Origin of the sequence: Priestia sp. GS2, from assembly GCF_036409025.1 — a bacterium.
Taxonomy (GTDB): domain Bacteria; phylum Bacillota; class Bacilli; order Bacillales; family Bacillaceae_H; genus Priestia; species Priestia aryabhattai_A.
The window spans coordinates 3743110-3765117 of the sequence record NZ_JAZGJX010000001.1; the positions used below are offsets into that span (position 1 = coordinate 3743110).

The 22008-nt window shown below is 36.1% G+C and carries 23 protein-coding genes; 1 reads left to right on the plus strand and 22 read right to left on the minus strand.

What is annotated here, in order from left to right; translation table 11 throughout:
• Window positions 1–117: 117 nt before the first annotated feature.
• The 12 genes from V2145_RS19145 to V2145_RS19200 form a co-directional block, all read right to left on the minus strand.
• Window positions 118–1404 carry an adenylosuccinate synthase gene (locus tag V2145_RS19145; RefSeq protein WP_094910943.1) on the minus strand — a complete coding sequence of 429 codons (1287 nt, stop codon included), beginning with the start codon at window positions 1402–1404 and terminating at the stop codon, window positions 118–120.
• A gap of 187 nt (window positions 1405–1591) precedes the next feature.
• Window positions 1592–2956 (minus strand): replicative DNA helicase, encoded by a 1365-nt coding sequence (dnaB, locus tag V2145_RS19150; RefSeq protein WP_094910942.1) that lies wholly within the window; start codon window positions 2954–2956, stop codon window positions 1592–1594.
• A 120-nt stretch (window positions 2957–3076) separates the two neighbouring features.
• A complete protein-coding gene (gene rplI, locus V2145_RS19155; RefSeq protein WP_025907889.1) occupies window positions 3077–3526 on the minus strand; it encodes a 50S ribosomal protein L9 in 450 nt (149 codons plus the stop codon).
• Window positions 3523–5496, minus strand: coding sequence for a DHH family phosphoesterase (locus V2145_RS19160; protein ID WP_330988113.1), 1974 nt, complete (start codon window positions 5494–5496; stop codon window positions 3523–3525). The genes rplI and V2145_RS19160 overlap by 4 nt, the downstream gene beginning before the upstream one ends.
• A 38-nt stretch (window positions 5497–5534) precedes the next feature.
• Complete coding sequence (locus V2145_RS19165) at window positions 5535–6482, minus strand: YybS family protein (protein ID WP_094910940.1); 948 nt, start codon at window positions 6480–6482, stop codon at window positions 5535–5537.
• 135 nt (window positions 6483–6617) lie between these two features.
• Entirely contained in the window at window positions 6618–6857 is a 240-nt protein-coding gene (gene rpsR, locus V2145_RS19170) for a 30S ribosomal protein S18 (RefSeq protein WP_013059913.1), read from the minus strand.
• A 61-nt stretch (window positions 6858–6918) separates the two neighbouring features.
• Window positions 6919–7419 carry a single-stranded DNA-binding protein gene (gene ssb, locus V2145_RS19175; protein ID WP_025907886.1) on the minus strand — a complete coding sequence of 167 codons (501 nt, stop codon included), beginning with the start codon at window positions 7417–7419 and terminating at the stop codon, window positions 6919–6921.
• Window positions 7420–7463: 44 nt separating this feature from the next.
• Complete coding sequence (gene rpsF, locus V2145_RS19180; protein ID WP_025907885.1) at window positions 7464–7751, minus strand: 30S ribosomal protein S6; 288 nt, start codon at window positions 7749–7751, stop codon at window positions 7464–7466.
• A gap of 155 nt (window positions 7752–7906) precedes the next feature.
• Window positions 7907–9007, minus strand: a complete 1101-nt coding sequence (gene ychF, locus V2145_RS19185; RefSeq protein ID WP_025907884.1) for a redox-regulated ATPase YchF — start codon at window positions 9005–9007, stop codon at window positions 7907–7909.
• Between the two features lie 138 nt (window positions 9008–9145).
• Window positions 9146–9343 carry a DUF951 domain-containing protein gene (locus V2145_RS19190; RefSeq protein WP_094910939.1) on the minus strand — a complete coding sequence of 66 codons (198 nt, stop codon included), beginning with the start codon at window positions 9341–9343 and terminating at the stop codon, window positions 9146–9148.
• On the minus strand, window positions 9340–10251 hold the full coding sequence (locus V2145_RS19195; protein ID WP_210610735.1) for a mechanosensitive ion channel family protein: 912 nt from the start codon (window positions 10249–10251) through the stop codon (window positions 9340–9342). The genes V2145_RS19190 and V2145_RS19195 overlap by 4 nt, the downstream gene beginning before the upstream one ends.
• Before the next feature lie 60 nt (window positions 10252–10311).
• The gene (locus V2145_RS19200; protein ID WP_094910937.1) at window positions 10312–11328 is read right to left on the minus strand and encodes a YkvI family membrane protein; all 1017 of its coding nucleotides are present in this window, start codon (window positions 11326–11328) and stop codon (window positions 10312–10314) included.
• 84 nt (window positions 11329–11412) lie between these two features.
• Between V2145_RS19200 and yyaC the strand changes: the two genes are divergently transcribed.
• Window positions 11413–12033: a spore protease YyaC gene (gene yyaC / locus V2145_RS19205; RefSeq protein ID WP_094910936.1), complete on the plus strand. Its 621-nt coding sequence runs from the start codon at window positions 11413–11415 to the stop codon at window positions 12031–12033.
• 31 nt (window positions 12034–12064) lie between these two features.
• Here yyaC and V2145_RS19210 read toward each other — a convergent pair whose 3' ends face one another.
• The 10 genes from V2145_RS19210 to rpmH form a co-directional block, all read right to left on the minus strand.
• Entirely contained in the window at window positions 12065–12931 is an 867-nt protein-coding gene (locus tag V2145_RS19210) for a ParB/RepB/Spo0J family partition protein (protein ID WP_311856011.1), read from the minus strand.
• On the minus strand, window positions 12912–13685 hold the full coding sequence (locus tag V2145_RS19215; protein WP_094911224.1) for a ParA family protein: 774 nt from the start codon (window positions 13683–13685) through the stop codon (window positions 12912–12914). The genes V2145_RS19210 and V2145_RS19215 overlap by 20 nt, the downstream gene beginning before the upstream one ends.
• A 109-nt stretch (window positions 13686–13794) precedes the next feature.
• Window positions 13795–14670: a nucleoid occlusion protein gene (gene noc, locus V2145_RS19220; RefSeq protein ID WP_094910935.1), complete on the minus strand. Its 876-nt coding sequence runs from the start codon at window positions 14668–14670 to the stop codon at window positions 13795–13797.
• A gap of 143 nt (window positions 14671–14813) precedes the next feature.
• Window positions 14814–15530 (minus strand): 16S rRNA (guanine(527)-N(7))-methyltransferase RsmG, encoded by a 717-nt coding sequence (rsmG, locus tag V2145_RS19225; RefSeq protein WP_094910934.1) that lies wholly within the window; start codon window positions 15528–15530, stop codon window positions 14814–14816.
• Between the two features lie 27 nt (window positions 15531–15557).
• Window positions 15558–17447, minus strand: coding sequence for a tRNA uridine-5-carboxymethylaminomethyl(34) synthesis enzyme MnmG (mnmG, locus tag V2145_RS19230; protein ID WP_094910933.1), 1890 nt, complete (start codon window positions 17445–17447; stop codon window positions 15558–15560).
• A gap of 26 nt (window positions 17448–17473) precedes the next feature.
• Window positions 17474–18862 carry a tRNA uridine-5-carboxymethylaminomethyl(34) synthesis GTPase MnmE gene (gene mnmE / locus V2145_RS19235; protein WP_094910932.1) on the minus strand — a complete coding sequence of 463 codons (1389 nt, stop codon included), beginning with the start codon at window positions 18860–18862 and terminating at the stop codon, window positions 17474–17476.
• Window positions 18863–19130: 268 nt separating this feature from the next.
• Window positions 19131–19778, minus strand: coding sequence for an RNA-binding cell elongation regulator Jag/EloR (jag, locus tag V2145_RS19240; protein WP_210610732.1), 648 nt, complete (start codon window positions 19776–19778; stop codon window positions 19131–19133).
• The gene (gene spoIIIJ / locus V2145_RS19245) at window positions 19775–20545 is read right to left on the minus strand and encodes a YidC family membrane integrase SpoIIIJ (RefSeq protein WP_094910930.1); all 771 of its coding nucleotides are present in this window, start codon (window positions 20543–20545) and stop codon (window positions 19775–19777) included. Before spoIIIJ ends, jag begins: the two co-directional genes overlap by 4 nt.
• 87 nt (window positions 20546–20632) lie before the next feature.
• A complete protein-coding gene (rnpA, locus tag V2145_RS19250) occupies window positions 20633–21013 on the minus strand; it encodes a ribonuclease P protein component (RefSeq protein WP_094910929.1) in 381 nt (126 codons plus the stop codon).
• 111 nt (window positions 21014–21124) lie between these two features.
• Window positions 21125–21259 (minus strand): 50S ribosomal protein L34, encoded by a 135-nt coding sequence (gene rpmH, locus V2145_RS19255; RefSeq protein ID WP_025907870.1) that lies wholly within the window; start codon window positions 21257–21259, stop codon window positions 21125–21127.
• Between the last annotated feature and the right edge of the window lie 749 nt (window positions 21260–22008).

Consider the following 22008-nt stretch of genomic DNA (forward strand, 5'->3'; position numbering starts at 1 on the left):
AATAATAACATGATTTAGATATTAAATGCAATAGTTTTTTTAGAAAAATATTTTTAAGAAATGAATTTAACAAAAAAACCAACGTTTAAGAAACTAAACGTTGGTTTTTTTACACTATTAGCTATAAACTCCGCGTAATACGTTTGTTTGTTTACGATCTGGTCCCACTGAGAAAATGGATAACGGAATACCAGTTAATTGTGAAACACGCTCTAAATAATGACGTGCATTCTCAGGTAACTCATCTAAAGATTTCACACCTGTAATATCTTCCGTCCAACCTGGAAGCTCTTCATAAACAGGCTCACATTTAGCTAAAACGTTTAAGCTAGCTGGGAATTCTTCAATGATTTTACCTTCATAACGATATGCTACACAGATCTTCAATTTTTCAATTCCTGTTAAAACATCGATTGAGTTTAAAGATAAATCTGTAATACCACTTACGCGACGCGCGTGACGAACAACTACGCTGTCAAACCAACCAACGCGACGTGGACGACCTGTTGTTGTTCCGTATTCACGACCTACTTCACGAATTTGATCACCAATTTCGTTTGTTAATTCTGTTGGGAACGGACCGTCACCAACACGAGTTGTGTATGCTTTTGATACACCCACTACATGCTTGATTTTTGAAGGACCTACACCTGAACCGATTGTTACCCCACCAGCAACAGGGTTAGAAGAAGTTACAAACGGATATGTTCCTTGGTCGATATCTAACATAACACCTTGTGCACCTTCAAATAGTACGCGACGACCTTCGTCTAAAGCATCATTTAATACAACAGACGTATCGACAACATATTTTGCAACCTGTTGACCATACTCGTAATATTCATCTAAGATATCTTCTAATTTAAAGCCTTCTACTTCATACATTCTTTCAAGAAGACGATTCTTTTCAGCTAAGTTTTGCGTTAATTTTGCTTCAAACACTTCACGGTCTAATAAATCTGCAATACGGATACCTACACGTGCAGCTTTATCCATATATGCTGGACCAATTCCTTTTTTCGTTGTTCCAATTTTATTATCACCTTTGCGCTCTTCTTCTACCTCATCTAATTTTAAGTGGTAAGGTAAAATAACATGCGCACGGTTACTAATACGTAAGTTATCTGTTGTTACGTTACGATCATGTAGATATTTTAATTCTTGAACAAGTGCTTTTGGATCTACAACCATACCATTTCCAATCACACAAACTTTATCATCATAAAAAATCCCTGAAGGAATTAAATGTAATTTGTACGTTTCACCATTAAACTTAATCGTATGACCAGCATTGTTTCCACCTTGGTAACGTGCAATTACTTCTGCATTTTCTGACAGGAAGTCTGTAATCTTCCCTTTTCCTTCATCTCCCCATTGTGTTCCTACTACAACAACTGAAGACATATCTTAAGCACCTCCGCTTAGTAAGCAACAGCCTACTACGACATAATTTAACCGTAAATAAGTGTATCAATTTATCATAGTAAAGTCAATGTAAATCCGAACTATTTAATCTTAAACAAAGATAATATACTGCTTTTTACCGAACATATACGATATATATACAAAAAAACCTCTCGAATTGAGAGGTTTATGCACCTGGTGGTACACCCGAATCATCAAAGCGTCTTTCTAAGTTTACGAATTTATTATATTCCTTCACAAAAGCTAATTGCACCGTTCCAACTGGCCCGTTACGCTGCTTAGCAATGATAATTTCGATAATATTTTGATTTTCAGTATCTTTTTCATAGTAGTCTTCACGATATAAAAAGGCAACAATATCAGCATCCTGCTCAATACTTCCTGATTCACGAATATCCGACATCATTGGTCTTTTATCTTGACGTTGCTCAACTCCACGTGAAAGCTGAGATAGTGCAATAACAGGAACTTGAAGTTCACGTGCCAATGCTTTTAACGAACGAGAAATCTCCGATACTTCTTGTTGACGATTCTCGCCGCTTCGACCGTTTCCTTGAATTAACTGTAGATAATCAATTAAAATCATTCCTAGGCCGCCTTCTTGCTTCAGACGTCTACATTTTGAGCGAATTTCTCCTACTCGTACACCTGGCGTGTCATCTATATAAATACCAGCATTAGATAGAGAGCCCATTGCCATGGTTAGCTTTCCCCAATCTTCCGATGTTAAAGAGCCTGTTCTTAACCTTTGTGCATCAATATTACCTTCTGCACAAAGCATCCTCATAACAAGCTGTTCCGCTCCCATCTCCAAACTGAAAATCGCTACGTTTTCATCTGTTTTGGTTGCTACGTTTTGGGCAATATTTAGCGCAAATGCAGTTTTACCTACCGATGGACGTGCGGCAACAATGATTAAATCGTTTCGCTGAAACCCTGCAGTCATGCGGTCTAAATCAGTAAACCCTGTTGGAATCCCTGTAATGTCACCTTTACGATTGTGAAGAACTTCAATATTGTCATAGGTTTGTACCAAAACATCTTTAATATTTTGAAACACGCCCGTATTTTTACGCTGTGCTACTTCTAAAATGTTTTTTTCCGCTTCATTCAATAAGACTTCGACTTCATCTTCTCTCGCATAACCCTCTGAAGCAATATCAGTCGCTGTTCGAATAAGCCTGCGAAGAATCGATTTTTCCTCTACGATTTTCGCATAGTATTCAATGTTAGCAGCAGTTGGTACAGAGTTAGCTAAATCGCTTAGATATGCCACTCCACCTATTTCTTCTAAGATTTTTTGATTTGCTAAATCTGATGTAACCGTAACTAAGTCGACCGGTTCACCTTGGTCTGAAAGTTTTAGCATGCATGTAAAAATCTTTTGGTGAGCTGCTCGATAAAAGTCTTCTGGAATTAATAACTCAGACGCTAACGTTAAAGAAGATGGCTCTAGGAAAATTGCCCCTAATACCGCCTGTTCAGCTTCGATATTTTGAGGCGGTAGACGATCAGCAAAAAGATCATTCATAGTTTATGCCCCTCTATCGCTTTTTCGATTATCGCAAATGTTGGCGCGAAATTCTTCGCGCCAACATTTAATTTATTCTTATTTTAACCTTACTATTTATAGACTAATCCTTGTTTATCATTAGTTTTGTTCTGTTACATGAACCTTTACTGTAGCCGTTACTTCAGGATGTAGTTTCACAGGTACATTTGTATAACCTAGCGCACGAATAGCATCATCTAATTCGATTTTACGCTTATCAATTTTAATGTTATGTTTTTTCTTTAATTCTTCTGCAATTTGCTTGCTTGTAATAGAACCAAATAAACGGCCACCTTCACCTGATTTAGCTTTTAACTCTACTGTTAGAGATTCGAGCGTGTTCTTTAGTTCTTTACAGTTTTCTAATTCCTGTGCAGCTTCTTTTTGTTCTTTTTTCTTTTGAGCATCTAATACTTTTACATTACCACCTGTTGCTTCAACAGCATATCCATTCTTCAATAAGAAGTTATGTGCATAACCATCGGCTACGTTTTTAACCTCTCCTTTTTTCCCTTTACCTTTTACATCTTTTAAGAAAATGACTTTCATGATTTTTTACCTCCATCCAAGTATTCATCAATTGCTTGCTTTAATAGCTCTTCTGCTTGATCTAACGTCATGTTTTGTAATTGAGTAGCTGCATTCGTTAAATGACCGCCGCCTTGTAAGCTTTCCATAATTACTTGAACATTGATATCACCTAGTGAGCGAGCGCTGATTCCAACAAGCTGATCTCTTCTTTTCGAAATAACAAATGAAGCAACGACTCCGCTAATCGATAATAATGTATCGGCAGCTTGTGCAATTAACACTTGATCATACGTTTCAGCTTCATCTGCTCTTGAGATAGCAATTCCTGCTTTATAGATTTCTGCGTGTTCAATAAAACGAGCTCTTTGCACATATTGATTAATGTCTTCTTTAAGGAACTTTTGAACAAGAACTGTATCAGCTCCCTGAGATCTTAAAAAGGACGCAGCATCAAACGTTCGAGAACCAGTTCTAAGGGTAAAGCTTTTCGTATCTACAATAATCCCTGCCAATAAAGCAGTGGCTTCTAGCATATCAATTTTAAAACGCTTAGGTTGATATTCTAATAGCTCTGTCACTAATTCGGCAGTAGAGGAAGCATATGGCTCCATATAGACGAGTAGAGGATCTTCAATAAAGTCCTCGCCTCGTCTATGATGATCAATGACCACAACGTTTTCAACTCGATTTAATAATCGTTCTTCAATTACAAGTGAAGGCTTATGAGTATCGACAACCACCAGTAATGTATCGTCACCCACTAGATTAAGTGCCTCATCAGGGGTAATGAATCGTTCCCAAAGATCAGGACTTTTCTTAATCTCTTCTAGAAGCCGCTTTACACCCGTATCAATATGTTGAGGATCTAAAACGATAAATCCATCTTTTTGATTTACTTGTGCTACTTTTAAAATACCAATTGCAGCGCCTATCGCATCCATATCTGGATATTTATGCCCCATGATAATAACCTGACCACTTTCGGTGATAAGCTCTTTTAAGGCGTGCGAAATGACACGTGCACGTACTCTTGTACGCTTTTCCATTGGATTTGTTTTGCCACCATAAAACTTCACCTTACCATTTGGTTGTTTAATCGCTACTTGATCTCCACCACGTCCTAGTGCTAGGTCAAGGCTGGATTGAGCTAGTGCACCTAATTCAGGTAATGGAGAGGTTCCAGTACCGATTCCAATGCTTAGTGTAAGCGGTATATTCTGTTTGGACGTTTCTTCACGTACTTGATCTAAAATCGAAAATTTACTACGTTCAAGATGAAGTAATGTTTGTTCATTCATAATTGCAATAAACTTCTCAGAAGACGTCCGTTTGATAAAGATACCATATTCTTGAGCCCAATGATTAAGCAGAGAAGTAACTTGGCTGTTCAGGTTACTTTTCACTTGATCATCCATTCCTTGTGTAAGCTCATCATAGTTATCTAAAAAGATAATACCGATGCTGGTTCTTTCATCAGCATACAATTTTTCAATTTCTATCTGCTCTGTAACATCGAAAAAGTAAAGTAGACGTTCTTCTCTTTTGATAATTACTTTAAATTTTCTTTCATGCAAAGTGACTACTTCTGTCTCAACTTCTTGCTTAATTAACGGAACAACACTTTCGGCTACATCATACAAGGAACGTCCTACTAATGAATCCTCATCAAAACAAGAAGCTAGAAAAGGGTTAGTCCATTGAATCTGATATTCATCATTAAACAACATAATCCCAATCGGCATCTCCATTAATGCCTCTTCCCCCACTTTTTTCACCCGGTGAGAAATCATTGAGATATACTTTTCAAGCTCGTCTACTAACATTCGCTCCATTTTAATAAACAGCAGCAAGGTCACCAGTAAAAGCACAAAGCCCCCTACGCCAATCATCCAGTTGTGATATGTCACTACCCCTACTAAAATAAGAGCAATACTGTACAGTAAATAAAATGGATAACGAATGATATTTTTCTTTGTAAAGACAGGCATCTATTTCAGCTCCTAATCTTTAAGTTCCACATTAACTTTTATTTATCCACATTCCCAATACGCTTACGTAAATTAAATCCTAAATCAATTATACCTAAGATACGTACAAATTGAAGGAGAATTGGCAGAATAAATGCCAAAATTGTTACAATCACTGGAATTGCTTTCGAATAACCTTTTTGATATGAAAAATAAAAGATAAAAGAAAATCCTTGTAACATGACTAACATTTGCAAGGCCATCGCTAAATTTAAGATGGCGATAAACATAAATGATCCCTCTTCAAAATTAAATGAAGGAAATGATAAAATTAATACAATTAAATAGTACCAAATTACACTTTTAGGTAATTGCAGTTCACGAAATGGTGGAAATGATTCAATATCATGCTTCAAACGCTTTAATACAGATGCAGCGATTAACTGAGAAAAGAAGGCACAAACAACCCCCAACATGACAATAAACAGTGGAAGTAAATATTTAAAAGTTGTAATGGTTTGTTCCAACTGTTGAATCTGTTCATCTGTAACGGTTTGTCCTAAACTTTTCATCATATCAACGCTTTGATCAATTGACTGATTCAACGCATTGTTCATTTCACTAATTAAGTTAACATTCATAAGCAAACTTGATAGCACAAACATTAGCAAAAATGCAAGGCTAAAAGCAATGGTTCCACCTAACAATACGCTGTATCGCGCTTTTTTCTGTTGATACAAGTAGCCAATTACAATACCGCTTATACCAAAAACCATTGTTGCTGGTAATGTTACAACTGTCCCAAATAATAATGTTAACAATAAAGATACAATAAAAAACAGAATGGATCTTTTCACACCATGTCTAACTGTATAAACAATAAACGGTACAGCAAGAGCAAGAGTTAAAAACCCACCAATAACCGGTATGTATAGGAGAAACAACAACAGCGCTACAAAAAGGGCTAAAAGTGCTGCTCCTTCGGTAATATAACGAATCCCTTTCACAACTTCACCTCGTATTGTATAAACTATTACTTATTGTATCGATTCAATACAAGAGAAGCAACTATTTCACCAGTTTATCTATTTAGATGTAAAAAGAGACAGCAAGGAAGTCCTCACTGTCTCTTTTTATATTCATTATTCACCTGAAACATATGGTAATAATGCCATTTGACGAGCGCGTTTGATAGCGATCGTTAATTTACGTTGGTATTTAGCGCTTGTTCCAGTTACACGACGAGGTAAAATTTTACCACGCTCTGAAACGAATTTTTTAAGCATATCTACATCTTTGTAGTCGATGTGAGTGATGCCGTTTGCTGTGAAGAAACAAACTTTACGACGTCTGTTACGTCCACCTTTACGTCCACCTGCCATTGAAATACGCCTCCTTCCCTTTTAAACTCTATCCGATTGTATACTTCGCACTTATCACTTTTTAGAATGGTAAGTCATCATCAGAGATGTCGATTGTTTCACCATTATTTGCAAATGGATCATTATCAACGCGAGTATAACCTTGATTACCTGAGTTACGGTTCTGATTATCTCCAAATGGAGAGCCTTGTCCAGATCCACCAGTGTTAGCAAAGTTATTGCGTTGCATATCCCCGCCACCACTTTTTGGTTCTAAGAATTGCACACTTTCTGCCACAACCTCTGTTACATAAACTCGACGACCGTCTTGTCCTTCATAACTACGAGACTGTAAACGTCCATCAACACCAGCTAAACTACCCTTTTTCAAAAAGTTTGCTACATTTTCAGCAGGACGACGCCATACGACACAGTTAATAAAGTCTGCCTCACGTTCACCCTGTTGATTTGTAAATGCGCGGTTGACTGCTAGTGTGAATGTTGCAACTGCAGCTCCATTGGGGGTATAACGTAATTCAGGATCTTTCGTCAAGCGTCCTACGAGAATTACGCGATTCATCATCAGAACCACTCCTTAAGGAAAAAACTATTTATTTAAACGATAAATTAAGCTTCTTGTTTAACAACGATATGACGGATAATGTCTTCGTTGATCTTAGCAAGACGATCAAACTCAGAAACTGCTTCTGAAGTCGCTGCTACGTCAAGAATCATGTAGTAACCATCGCGGAAATCGTTGATTTCATAAGCTAAACGACGTTTACCCCATTCTTTAACGTTTGCAACTTCTGCACCATTGTCAGTTAAAACACCGTTAAAGCGCTCAACTAATGCTTTTTTTGCTTCGTCATCAATGTTTGGACGGATGATGTACATTACTTCATACTTTCTCATCACTGTCACCTCCTTTTGGTCTAACGGCCCTAAACGGGCAAGGAGCAATAATTATATTACTCACGATTTAAAATTATATCATGTAAACTTTCGAAACGCAATGATATTAAAAGAGTTTCGTTTAAAAGAAAAAGTACGGCTTAAAGCCGTACTTTTTATACGTTGAATCTAAAATGCATAACATCGCCATCTTTAACGATGTATTCTTTTCCTTCAAGACGAACTTTTCCTGCTTCACGTGCAGCTCCCATTGTTCCAGCTGCTAATAAATCTTCATAAGATACCGTTTCAGCACGGATGAATCCACGCTCAAAGTCTGTATGAATAATACCAGCACATTCAGGTGCCTTCATACCTGTTTTGAACGTCCATGCGCGTACTTCTTGCTCACCAGCTGTGAAGTATGTTGCAAGACCTAATAAATCATAAGTGGCACGAATTAGTTGGTCTAAACCTGATTGCTCAATTCCAAGCTCTTCAAGGAACATTTCTTTTTCCTCACCTTCAAGCTCAACAATTTCAGATTCAATACGAGCACAAACTACAATTACTTCTGCGCCTTCTTCTTTCGCATATTCACGTACTTTTGCTACATATTGATTTGATGACGCATCCGCTACCTCATCTTCTGATACGTTCGCTACATACAGAATTGGTTTAATTGTTAAAAGGTGTAGCTGCTTAGCAAGCTTTAATTGCTCATCAGTAAATGAAACAGAACGCGCAGGTTGTCCAGCTTCAAACGCTTCTTTTAGCTTTTCTAAGATTTCATATTCGTACATTGCTTCTTTATCTTTTTGTTTCGCCATCTTTTGAACACGGCCAATACGCTTGTCCACAGTTTCTAAGTCAGCTAGGATTAGCTCTAAATTAATTGTCTCAATATCTGAGATAGGATCTACTTTCCCCGAAACGTGAGTGATATTTTCATCTTCGAAGCAACGCACTACGTGACAAATTGCATCTACTTCACGAATATGAGATAAAAATTTATTTCCTAATCCTTCACCTTTACTCGCACCTTTTACAATTCCTGCAATATCTGTAAATTCAAATGCTGTTGGAACTGTCTTCTTAGGTTTTACAAGCTCAGTAAGTTTATCTAAACGCTCGTCAGGAACTTCTACAATCCCAACATTCGGATCAATTGTACAGAAAGGGTAGTTAGCAGACTCTGCTCCCGCTTGTGTAATTGCATTAAATAAAGTTGATTTTCCTACGTTCGGAAGACCAACAATTCCAGCTGTTAAAGCCATATGATCATTCACTCCTCTTTTATATAACCGAAAACCAGTTAACCTTTCACAATTATAGTAATTCACATTTGAAAACACAAGCTTTATTGATTGGAAAAGCCTGTCCTAGTTCAGTATGTATATGAATTACTTTTTCAGTTATTCTTCATGTTTAACTAAGATCTTTTTCATTTTTCGAGCAAAATCCTTACGAGGAATCATGACACTATGACCACAGCCTTCGCATTTAATTCGAATATCCATTCCCATTCGAATTATTTTCCATCTATTCTCTCCACAAGGGTGGGGTTTTTTCATTTCTACAATGTCATTTAAACCAAATTCTTTTTGATTCAATTACTGTGACCTCCTTGATTTTCTCGATGAGTTAATACATTTTTAGGATCTTCACCACGATTATACATAATCATCTTCGCAAACGGAACTTCAATACCATGTTCATTTAATCTCATTCTTACTTCTTTACGAATCATACGTGATATGTGAAAATGCCTCATTGGTTTCACTTCACTTGTAATGCGCATAACAACTTCATTTGCTTGCATTGTTTGAACTCCTAGTAATTCTGGTGTTTTTACCATATCTTCATATTTCCCAGGCAATTCTTCTAAGAGTTCTAGAATAATTTTTTCCGCTTTTTGAATATCTTCTTCATATGAGATACTAACATCTACAAATGCAATGCTGTTATGAAGCGAAAAGTTGGTCACTTCTATAATACTTCCATTAGGCAAAATATTAATTTCTCCTGTCCAACTTTTAATTTTAGTTGTCCGCAAACCAATCTCCTCCACAGTACCTTCAAATGTACCAATTCGCACATAATCTCCTACAGAAAACTGATCTTCAAAAATAATAAAGAAACCTGTAATAACATCCTTTACTAAATTTTGAGCACCAAACCCTACTGCTAAACCAACGATTCCTGCTCCTGCTAATAATCCCTTTACCTCAATTGTCATCGTTTCTAGAATCATAACAAGCGCAATAAAATAAACTGCATAGGTAAATACATTTTGAATTAAACGTACTAACGTTGCTTCTCTTCGCTCTGAAATACGCAGTGGACTTTTTGTCCGAACCTCTATCATTTTATTTAAAAACATTTTCCCAAATCGAATTAATAACATTGAAACGATAATAATGAGTAATATTTTAATAAAACCTATCCCTATATTAGCCCACGTCTCTTCTTTAAAGAACGTCTGAAACGTCGTTTTTAAAAAGGCTTGAATTGATTCCATGCTGCAAGCTCCCATTCTCATGATTGTCATAATATTTTAGTTTATTTTAGCAAGTTTTATTTAATTTTTGTAGATATTTCGTATTGGATAAACTAGTAAAGCGGCTAATAAGAATAGATTAACCATACCATATAAAGGGTATAAAACAGCAATTAACTTAGAAAATCCGAGTTTTGTAAATGGAATCATAATGATGACAAATATAATGGCCATTTTCCATAATGAGGTATTTTCATTCCTGCGAAATCTAGTTGTTAAACCTAGTATCCCTGATACTGCTGTTGTATAGATAGCCACTAACAATAAGATACTCATAATAATTAGCATAAAAAACGGAAAACTTTTCATTATAGCAAATAACGGAATTTCGTAGTCTGGTAACAAATCTGAAACCTGTAAAAGTGATTCATTATAAACAAAGGATAAACCACCAATTAGCAAACCACTCCCTATGGAAGCAATATGAATTTCTACTTTTGTTTTAATCTCATTTCCAATGGTTGTGAGAACTGCAACGAGAGGGAGAATATTTAAAGCCGTAAAAGTAAAACCTGAAGACCAATTATGTTGATGACGCCAGTCAATATCTAAAATATGCTGGCTTTTTAAAATAAAAAAAAGAAGTACACTAATTAAGCCGATAACAAGTACAGGCATAATATAAGAATTAATAGAGAGCATTCCTTGAATACCTCTAATAAACACCAGGATAATTAATAAACTAAAGGTCATAATGCCTAACCAGTATGGAAGCTGAAATGTTTCTAACGTAGCGCCTCCACCTGCAATCATAATAACTGTTGTTGAAAATAAATAAAAAATGATTAAGCTATCATAAAGGAAAGCCCACCTTTTTCCAAACACTTCAATAAGCAATGGATAAAATTGATTTGTTTTCAATTGAAAGCTAATACTCATAATTACTTGACAACAAATAATGAAGATAATAGTGAATAAAAGCAGAGCCAGTCCACTTTCTTCGCCGAAGAATTGCCAAAGTTCTCTTCCAGATGCATAACCAGCTCCAATAATTGTACCTAAAATAAGAAACATCCATTTAAAGCCCTGCTTCAACATAAATTCCTCCTTTAAGTGAAATGTATGTATAGAATATTAAAAATCTTCGTATACTGTTACTACTATGTATAAGGAGTGGAACCTATGAATCTAAAATCCTCCTTCTTTGAGAAAACATCACGTTCAATTCGTATTTTTCATGATGAAGAATTTGCTGCTCAACAATTAAGTAAACAGCTAGGGTTGTTACTTCCAGCTGATCCTGCTAGACCGGTCGTAATTGTTTGTATCGGAACAGACCGCTCAACTGGAGATTCATTAGGACCATTAGTAGGCACGAAATTAAAAGAAAAAAGCCTTTCTCATTTTCATATATATGGCACATTAAAAGATCCCATTCATGCTGTTAATTTAAAAGATACTTTAAAAATGATTCAAAAGGAATTTGATAACCCTTTTATTATCGGCATTGATGCTTGTTTAGGAAGAATGAAGAGTGTAGGATCTGTTTCATTGGGAATAGGGCCGGTAAAGCCTGGTGCGGGCGTAAATAAAGAGTTACCTCCTGTGGGTGATATTCATATGACTGGAATTGTAAATGTAAGTGGCTTTATGGAGTTTTTTGTACTACAAAATACAAGACTTTATTTAGTCATGAGCATTGCAGAATTAATTGCTACTAGTATTCAATATGCTTATCAAACTCATAGAGGACCCTCTGTCTCTTTGTCATCTCATAGTTATCAATTAGAGTATGAAAAATAAAAAGGTTGTCCTAATAATTAGGACAACCTTTTTATTTTTGCTCAATTGAAATATGTTCTAATAACTCTAATAAGCGATTTAAATCATCTTGAGTAAAGAACTCAATTTCAATCTTTCCTTTTTTCTTGGTTCTCGTAATATTTACGGGGGTACCTAGTTTTTCCTGCAACTTTGTTTCATTTTCTCTAATAAAGATATCTTTTGTTTTTTGAGGTTTTTCTTTCTTTGTTTCACGTGAAACAGATTGATTAAGGTGAGAAACGTACGCCTCTAATTGCCGAACATTTAAGTGCTCTGTTTTTATTTTTTTAATTACTTTTGGAAGTAATGATTTATTTTTTAATCCAGCTAATGTACGACCGTGTCCCATTGAAATTTCGTTATTTGAAATTAACATTTGCACTTCTTCTGGAAGCTGTAACAAACGTAGATAATTGGCAATATGCGGTCGACTTTTGCCTAGGCGAGCTGCCAATTGCTCTTGTGTCATATCAAGTTTTTCAATAAGAAGATGGTAAGCCATTGCTTCTTCGATTGGAGTCAAGTCTTCACGCTGCAAGTTCTCAAGCAACGCCAACTCCATCATTTGTTTTTCTGAAAAATCTTTTACAATAACAGGGACCGTTGTTAAGTTTGCTTCTTTTGCTGCTCTAAATCTACGTTCTCCAGCTAGGATTTCATATCCTTTAATACTTCTTCTAGCAACAATCGGTTGTAGAATTCCATGGTGTAAAATGGACTGCTTTAACTCCTCGATTGCTTCTTGCTGGAACGTTTTACGCGGTTGATAAGGATTTGGCCTTAATTCACTAATATCAATGTCTTGAATTGAATCTGTAGCTTGTGTATCTACCCCCGAAAATAAAGCATTAATACCTTTACCTAATCCTTTCGCCATTATATATCACTTCCTTCGCAAGTTCCATGTATACCGCAGCCCCTCTAGACTTTGAATCATATAAAATAACTGGTGCACCATGACTAGGTGCTTCACTAAGACGAACGTTTCGTGGAATAATTGTTTGGTAAACACGTTCTTGGAAATACTTTTTGACCTCAGCAGTAACTTGGAGTCCTAAATTCGTGCGTGCATCTAACATTGTTAATAGGACACCTTCAATTCGAAGGTGATGATTTAAATGTTTTTGTACTAATCTTACTGTGTTAAGTAGCTGACTTAAACCTTCTAGCGCATAATATTCACACTGAACAGGAATCAATACTGAATCTGCTGCTGTTAAAGCGTTTAATGTCAATAAACCTAAAGAAGGGGGACAGTCAATAATAACATAATCATACTGATCTTTTACTGTTTCTAATGCCCTTTTTAAGCGTACTTCCCTGGAAATAGTTGAAACAAGTTCAATTTCTGCACCTGCTAATTGAATTGTTGCAGGGATAATTGATAAGTTTTCCACAGCTGTTGGGCAAATGACCTGTTTTGTATCCATATCTTCTACAACAACATTGTAGACACAAGCATCTACATCTGCTTTTTCAATTCCTACACCGCTTGTTGCATTTCCTTGCGGATCACCATCTACTAACAGTACTTTTTGACCATGCTGCGCTAAGCATGCACCTAGATTGACAGCAGTAGTCGTTTTTCCAACTCCACCTTTTTGATTAGCAACCGCCACTATTTTCCCCAAGTTGTCACCTGCTTTCATTTCCCATCCATTTATTGTTCTTACTTTCAGTTCATGCTTAAACTAATTATAAAAAAGCCTCATCGTAAGCAGATGAGGATTATTTTAATCTTTATTTCTTTGGAATTTTAATCGTAAACTGATAGTACTCCTCAAATTCCTCTTCTTCTGTATTCAGCTTAATTCCACTATCATTAACCATTGTTAAAGACTGACGAATTGTGTTCATAGCAATACGAGTATCTTTACTGAATGCTTTTCGTTTTGCTCTTGGTTTTTTCACCTGTGTTTCTAATAGTTTAGCTACACGTTCTTCCGTTTGTTTCACATTAAGCTTACCCTCGATAATGTCATTTAAAAGTTGAAGTTGCTTTTCTTCATTCTTCAGAGGAATAAGTGCTCGTGCATGTCTTTCTGTAATTAACTTTTGTTTAATAGCATCTTGTACAGGAGAAGGAAGTTTTAATAATCGAAGTTTATTTGCAATTGTTGATTGGCCTTTGCCTAGTCGCTGTGCAAGAGCTTCTTGCGTAAGATTATGTAACTCTAGTAATTTCGCATAGGCTAATGCCTCTTCAATCGCCGTTAACTCTTCTCTTTGTAAATTTTCAATTAATGCTACTGACGCTGTCTCAGTGTCATTAAAATCTTTTATAATAGCAGGAACTCTTTCCCAACCAAGTGACTGAACTGCTCGCCAGCGACGTTCACCAGCAATTAACTCATACTCATTATCATTGACCGGTCGAACAACAATTGGTTGTATAATACCATGCGTATGAATAGTAAGTGCTAGCTCTTCTATTTTAGATTGATTAAAAACCGTACGTGGCTGATAGCGATTGGGAGTAATACTTGAAACCAAAATTTGCTTTACTTCATCTTTTGAAACTTTTTCGACATTTTCAATTTGAGGTTCTTCTGAGGCTACCGAGATAGCTTCATCTTTTTCTTTTAAATTAAAAAAACGTGAAAAAGCAGATTTCATAATCCTACACCACCTTCAGGAAAATCCCGCCTTAAAACTAATTCGATATTTGTCGTTAATATCCTTCTTTGCTCTAGGAAAATGTTAATGTAAAGAATGTTTCACAAGAAACATTCTTTACATTAACGTGCCTTTTATCCCATTTATTCAAGTGGTGATTTAATAGGCATTCCTGGTTTTCTTGGATATTTCTTCGGCGTTTTTGCTACTTTATCTACTAAAACAATATAACGTTCGCTTTGTTCAAATGGCAATTGGAAATGTTCAATTTTTTGTACTTTTCCACCTAATACTTTAAAGGACTTTTCGCCATTTTTTAATTCATCAGGTGCAGAAGATCCCTTCATGGCAATAAATCGACCATTTTCTTTTACAAGAGGTAGGCAAAATTCGTTTAAAACTGAGATACGAGCTACAGCTCTAGCTGTTACTAAGTCAAAGGATTCACGAATTCCTTCTTTTTTCCCAAACTCCTCTGCTCGATCGTGATAAAGTGACACATTTTCCAAACCTAACTCCTCGGTTAAATGTGTTAAAAATGTAATTCGTTTTTTTAACGAATCCACAATTGTAACGTGAAGGTGAGGGAAGCAGATTTTCAATGGAATACTTGGGAAACCAGCACCTGCTCCTACATCACAAACGCTCTCAATAGAGTGAAAGTCTTGAAAGAAAGCTGCTGATACAGAATCATAGAAATGCTTTTCATACACTTCACCATGCTCTGTAATAGCCGTTAAATTCATTTTTTCATTCCACTCAACGAGAATTTTATAGTAACGTTCAAATTGATCAAGCTGAGAGGAAGAAAGAGTAATTCCTTTTTCCTCTAGCAACTGTTGAAACTGTGAAATATTCATTGCGTTACCCTTTCCTTTACCAATAAGTTAGTCATTTGATACTTTTGCAATTTTACCTTGTTCAATATAAACGAGAAGAATCGAAATATCTGCTGGGTTAACTCCTGAAATACGTGATGCTTGAGCTACTGTTAAAGGACGTACTTCTTTTAATTTCTGGCGCGCTTCGTTAGCTAAACCATGAATAGCATCATAATCAATTAAATCAGGGATTTTTTTGTTTTCTAACTTCTTCAAACGTTCAACTTGCTGCAATGATTTTTGAATGTAACCCTCATACTTTGTTTGAATTTCAACCTGCTCAGCTACTTCTGGATGGATTTCAGTTTCTGCAGGGACAAGCTGACTAATATGATCATATGTCATCTCTGGTCGTCGCAATAGCTCAAGGGCGCGAATACCATCTTTTAATTCACTACCCCCAGCGCTTCGAATTACGCTTTGTACTTGCTCATTTGGCTTAATAATTGCTGCATGCAGACGATTTTTTTCAGCTTCAATCTCTGCCTTTTTAGCCTGGAATGAAGCATAACGCTCTTCGCTAATTAAACCAATCTTATATCCGACATCTGTTAAACGTAAGTCCGCATTATCATGGCGAAGAAGTAAACGATATTCTGCTCTTGATGTTAATAAACGATATGGTTCATTGGTACCTTTTGTTACTAAATCATCGATTAAAACACCAATGTAAGCATCTGCTCGACCTAAAATTAGCTCTTCCTTATCTAAAGCACGACAACCAGCATTAATACCTGCAAGTAAACCTTGACCTGCCGCTTCTTCATAGCCGGATGTTCCATTAATTTGACCTGCTGTATACAGATTTTTTACCTTTTTCGTTTCTAATGTTGGCCATAATTGTGTTGGTACAATTGCATCGTACTCAATTGCATAACCAGCACGCATCAACTGAGCTTTTTCTAACCCAGGAATTGTTTCAAGCATCTTACGCTGGACATGTTCTGGTAGGCTTGTTGATAAACCCTGTACATACACTTCTTGAGTGTGACGTCCTTCAGGTTCTAAAAAGATTTGATGACGCGGTTTATCATTAAAGCGTACAACCTTATCTTCGATTGAAGGGCAATAGCGTGGGCCTGTCCCTTTAATCATTCCAGAATACATCGGTGATAAGTGAAGGTTATCGTCAATAATTTGATGCGTTGTTTCACTTGTATAGGTTAACCAACAAGGTAGTTGATCTGTAATGAATTGTGTAGTTTCATATGAAAAAGCCCGTGGCACATCATCACCAGGCTGAATCTCCGTTTTACTGTAATCAATTGTCTGGCTATTAACACGCGGAGGCGTACCTGTTTTAAAGCGTACCATCTCTAAACCAATCTCTTCTAAGTGTTCCGATAGCTTGATAGCAGGCTGTTGATTGTTAGGACCGCTTGAATACTTCAGTTCTCCTAGAATGATTTCTCCACGAAGGAACGTACCTGTTGTAATAACAACTGTTTTTGCTTTATATTCTGCTCCTGTTTGCGTCACAACTCCTGTACAAACACCATCTTCAACGATTAATTTTTCAACCATACCTTGAACAAGCGTTAAATTCTTTTCATTTTCCAGGGTTTTTTTCATTTCATGCTGATAAGCGAATTTATCTGCTTGCGCCCGTAAAGCACGTACAGCAGGACCTTTACCTGTATTCAACATTCTCATTTGAATATGAGTTTTATCAATATTTCGTCCCATTTCTCCACCAAGTGCATCAATCTCTCTTACTACAATCCCTTTTGCAGGACCACCTACAGATGGATTACATGGCATAAATGCAACCATATCTAAATTGATTGTTAAAGCTAATGTCTTTGCACCCATTCGTGCAGAAGCTAGTGCAGCTTCACATCCAGCATGTCCAGCTCCAACAACAATTACATCATATTGTCCACCTTCATAATGCATAAGAATAACCTCCTTTTAACAATTCTTTATTTCCCAAGACAAAATTGAGAAAATAGCTGATCAATTAAACTTTCATGTACAGCATCACCAATAATTTCTCCAAGCAGCTCCCACGTTCTTGTTAAATCAATTTGAACAATATCAATTGGAACTCCACTTTCAATTCCTTCAATTGCTTCATTGATTGCGTTTTGCGCTTGTGCTAGTAATGCAATATGTCTTGTATTTGATAAATAAGTTAAATCTTGTGACTCAATTGTTCCAGTAAAGAACAGAGAAGAAATAGCTTCCTCTAGCTCTGAAATCCCTTGTTCTTGCAACAGAGAAGTTGTGACAACTGAACGATTTCCAGCAAGATTTTTCACTGCAGTCATATCTAGTTTTTGCTCTAAGTCTGTCTTATTAACAATGACAATGTAATCCATTCCTTTAACTGCTTCAAACAGTTTACGATCTTCGTCTGTTAACTCTTCATTATAATTGAGAACAAGTAAAATTAAATCCGCTTCTTGCAAGTATTGTCTAGAACGCTCTACTCCTATTCGTTCAACAATATCTTCTGTTTCGCGAATTCCAGCTGTATCTACTAGGCGTAGTGGTACGCCACGAACATTAACATATTCCTCAATTACGTCGCGAGTAGTTCCAGGAATGTCTGTTACAATTGCCTTAGTATCTTGAACTAAGCTATTCAAAAGTGAAGATTTACCAACGTTTGGACGACCTACAATCACTGTTGCTAACCCTTCACGTAAAATTTTACCTTGCTGAGATGTTTGTAGAAGGTTATCAATCTCATTTCGAACTCGAGTCGCTTTTTCAATTAATACACGATGGGTCATTTCTTCAACATCATCATATTCAGGGTAATCAATGTTTACTTCCACATGAGCAAGCGTTTCAAGAATTTCTTGACGCAAACGGCGGATTAAGTTAGAAAGTCGACCTTCCATCTGTCCAATTGCTACATTCATCGCTTTATCTGTTTTAGCACGAATTAAATCCATGACTGCTTCTGCTTGTGATAAATCGATACGACCGTTTAAAAAAGCACGCTTTGTAAACTCCCCTGGTTCTGCCAGACGTGCGCCATTTGCCAAAACAAGCTGCAACACACGATTCACAGAAACAATTCCTCCATGGCAGTTGATCTCAATAATGTCTTCTCTCGTAAACGTTTTAGGGCCTTTCATAATAGAAAGCATAACCTCTTCAATCGTTTGTCCATTTTTAGGATCAACAATGTGACCGTAATGAATGGTATGAGAAGGTACTTCATTTAATCTTTTATTTGAAACACTCTTAAAAACACGATCCGCAATACTTACCGCTTCTTCTCCACTTAATCTTACAATTGCAATTGCGCCTTCTCCCATTGGAGTAGAAATTGCAGCAATAGTATCAAAATCTAACATTTGAGTTTCACCTCATCCCTTTGGACTAATTATGCTATTATTAAAACGATTTTTTACTATCGTTCACATTTTTATAAAAACAAAAACATACCTTATTAAAATTAAGGCAATCAACTAACTAGGATACCACAATTCAATCAATAAAAAAAACGAATAGCAGTTATGCACAACCTCAAAATAAACAGTACGTATTATTTTAACTTATCCACATGTGAATAACAATTGCTATCTTTTGTTTTTGTTTTTTTACACATAAAAAAAGCACTAATCACTTGTGATTAGTACTTTTAAAGACTGAATGTACAGGACGCATGAGTACACATCGCTTTGGTTCTTCTCCAACGGATAAAGTCTCTACTTTTTTATTCTTAGCAAGTGCTTGATGAATAACTTTTCGCTCATGTGCAGGCATAGCTTCTAACTGCACGGATCGATTTGTGCGTAGTACTTGATGGGCCATTTTCTCCGCTAACTGAACCAGTGTTTCTTCTCTTCTCTCACGGTAATTCTCTGCATTCAGGGTAATTTTAAAATAGTGTTTACTATAACGGTTTGCTACCAGTTGTGTTAAAAGTTGGAGTGCGTTAATCGTTTGTCCACGTTTACCAATTAATAGACCAATCGAAGAACTTGAGATATGAATTTCACATTGTCTTGATGTTTTTTTCACTTCAATTGCTGCTTCGATTCCCATTTGCGCTGTTACATCTTTAATAAATAATACAGCTTCTTCAACAGGATCCATTATTTTTTTCACATGAACAACAAAAGGTTTACCTTTAAAAATCCCTAAGAAACCTTTTTTCCCTTGTTCAACAACGGTAATCTCTGCTTTTTCTCTTGAAATATTTAGCTTTGAAAGAGCTTGATTGACGGCTTCTTCAACAGTTGGAGCTGTTACCGTTATATCTTTCATTTTTTAGCTCCTTGAGGGGTTGCTGAGCCTGCTTTTAAATCTGGTCCTTTGATAAAGTACGTCTGTACAATCATAAAGATGTTTCCGACAACCCAATATAATGATAAAGCTGCTGGGAAATTAATTGCAAAAACCACAATCATAATTGGCATTAACCATAAAAGCATAGCCATTTGAGGATTCTGATTTGCATTTCCCGCCATCATCATCTTCTGTTGAATAAATGTTGTAATTCCTGCAATGATTGGCAATGCAAAATATGGGTCACGTGAACCCAAGTCAAACCATAAAAAGCTGTTGTTTGCAATCTCTTCAGTTCTAGTAATAGCATGGAATATACCAATCAATATTGGCATCTGAATCAAGATTGGAAAACAACCCGCTAGAGGATTTACATTATACTTTTGGAAAAGTTGCATGGTCTCTTGCTGTAACTTTTGCTGAGTTTTTGCATCTTTTGAGCTATACTTTTCCTTTAATTTTTGCATTTCAGGTTGCAAAACCTGCATTGCTTTTGTGTTTTTCATTTGTTTAACCATTAAAGGTAAAATTAATAATCGAATTAGAATAGTAACAATGACGATGGAAAAACCGTAGCTACCAAGTAAATTCGCAAAGTATACGATTACCATAGAAAGTGGATAAACGACATACTCATTCCAAAAGCCTTTGCTATCAGCAGTAATTGGCTGATTAATTTCCGTACATCCAGCCAAAACCGTCAAAAGAAAGACAAGTGTAATTCCTAGTAAAACTTTCTTTCTCACCTTTGCTCCTCCTTTAATAAGTTCCAACTTCCAAAACTGAAAGTTTGTCAAACACCATTATATAAGGATATAGTAGAAAAACAACATTTATTGAGAGTTCTCTTCTTCAGTTCGTGAACTGTTGAGCCTATGATGATAAAGCTTCGCTCTTTTAAATACATGCTGTAAACTTTTTTTCACTTCCTCATATTCCATCTCGGCTGCTGGTTTTCTAGCTATCACAATATAATCTTTATCCTGTTTGAGATATGGGGCAATTTCAAACATGACTTGACGAGCTAATCGCTTTACTCGATTTCGAGTAACAGCGTTTCCAATTTTTTTACCGACGGAAAAACCAACACGGAAATGCTGAAGCTCTGGTTGGTCTAGTACATATATAACAAATTGACGGTTCGCAAATGAATGTCCTTTTTGAAAAACCTTTTGAAACTCTTCATTTTTCTTGATCCGATATTTTTTTTTCATTTCAACACTCCTACCCTTTTTCAGGCACGTTTCCACCATGAATTCCATAAAGGATTAGAGGCAAACTTGTCCATTAAGTGAAAAAAAGACCACTGACGTCTCAGTGGTCTATTATGCTGATAATACTTTTCTTCCTTTACGACGACGACGAGCTAAAACTTTACGTCCGTTTGCTGAGCTCATACGAGAGCGGAAACCGTGTACCTTGCTACGCTTACGTCTGTTTGGTTGGTAAGTTCTTTTCATCTATAAACACCTCCTCGAGGAATAACTGAAAAAGACAGTCCTAACTATTATAATGAAAATAAGTAGAAATTGCAATGTTATTTATAAAATAATAAATGCTCTTCCTAAATCCTTTTCTCAACAGTCTTCTTAAAATCTTCTCCATTGTAATATTGTTGCTGTCCACTTGTCCATAGTAAATCGATACTTTCCTTCTTCTTTTTTAAGGATAGCTTTCTACCTCTCCTTAAAGTACCGATTATCTTAATCCCTTCCTCATTTTCAAACACTTAAACAAAACTACGACATTTTTCTAAGGTTTTATTCATAAAAAGTCGTTTTTTGTATTGTGGATAAGTTTTTTCGACAAATTTAATAATCCACTTCGCTTATCGACAAGTGGTACACATCATCTTGTGTTGTGGAAAACTTTACTCCACAAGGTGTAGTGATTGTGGATAAGTTTCGAAAATCCGTTGCAACAACCGTTATTCTTTGATATTATATTTTTGTTTTCACTCTTAATTACTTTTCCACATATCATCTTTATCCACATATTGTGGAAAAGTTGTGGACATGTTTTCCACCCTTGTTATGAACTGTTATCCACAACATGTGGAATATGTCGAATAGTTGCTTTTCTTCTATAATATATATTTACCCACATAATAGCAATTGAATAAATATAAATTTTATATGCATAAACGATTTTAAAGATTGTACAAAAGTTGTACAAGTCGTTATTCTGATGGAAAAGGAGGCTTACTTCT

Coding starts and splice junctions, on each gene's coding strand:
- rsmG (WP_094910934.1), bottom strand. CDS start 15,530: ATGAATATTTCACAGTTTCAACAGTTGCTAGAGGAAAAAGGAATTACT.
- V2145_RS19160 (WP_330988113.1), bottom strand. CDS start 5,496: ATGCCTGTCTTTACAAAGAAAAATATCATTCGTTATCCATTTTATTTA.
- yyaC (WP_094910936.1), top strand. CDS start 11,413: ATGAATCTAAAATCCTCCTTCTTTGAGAAAACATCACGTTCAATTCGT.
- V2145_RS19200 (WP_094910937.1), bottom strand. CDS start 11,328: ATGTTGAAGCAGGGCTTTAAATGGATGTTTCTTATTTTAGGTACAATT.
- rnpA (WP_094910929.1), bottom strand. CDS start 21,013: ATGAAAAAAAAATATCGGATCAAGAAAAATGAAGAGTTTCAAAAGGTT.
- noc (WP_094910935.1), bottom strand. CDS start 14,670: ATGAAATCTGCTTTTTCACGTTTTTTTAATTTAAAAGAAAAAGATGAA.
- mnmG (WP_094910933.1), bottom strand. CDS start 17,447: ATGCATTATGAAGGTGGACAATATGATGTAATTGTTGTTGGAGCTGGA.
- V2145_RS19195 (WP_210610735.1), bottom strand. CDS start 10,251: ATGGAATCAATTCAAGCCTTTTTAAAAACGACGTTTCAGACGTTCTTT.
- ychF (WP_025907884.1), bottom strand. CDS start 9,007: ATGGCTTTAACAGCTGGAATTGTTGGTCTTCCGAACGTAGGAAAATCA.
- rpsR (WP_013059913.1), bottom strand. CDS start 6,857: ATGGCAGGTGGACGTAAAGGTGGACGTAACAGACGTCGTAAAGTTTGT.
- jag (WP_210610732.1), bottom strand. CDS start 19,778: ATGAAAGATATAACGGTAACAGCTCCAACTGTTGAAGAAGCCGTCAAT.
- V2145_RS19210 (WP_311856011.1), bottom strand. CDS start 12,931: ATGGCGAAAGGATTAGGTAAAGGTATTAATGCTTTATTTTCGGGGGTA.
- rplI (WP_025907889.1), bottom strand. CDS start 3,526: ATGAAAGTCATTTTCTTAAAAGATGTAAAAGGTAAAGGGAAAAAAGGA.
- rpmH (WP_025907870.1), bottom strand. CDS start 21,259: ATGAAAAGAACTTACCAACCAAACAGACGTAAGCGTAGCAAGGTACAC.
- ssb (WP_025907886.1), bottom strand. CDS start 7,419: ATGATGAATCGCGTAATTCTCGTAGGACGCTTGACGAAAGATCCTGAA.
- mnmE (WP_094910932.1), bottom strand. CDS start 18,862: ATGTTAGATTTTGATACTATTGCTGCAATTTCTACTCCAATGGGAGAA.
- rpsF (WP_025907885.1), bottom strand. CDS start 7,751: ATGAGAAAGTATGAAGTAATGTACATCATCCGTCCAAACATTGATGAC.
- dnaB (WP_094910942.1), bottom strand. CDS start 2,956: ATGAATGATCTTTTTGCTGATCGTCTACCGCCTCAAAATATCGAAGCT.
- V2145_RS19145 (WP_094910943.1), bottom strand. CDS start 1,404: ATGTCTTCAGTTGTTGTAGTAGGAACACAATGGGGAGATGAAGGAAAA.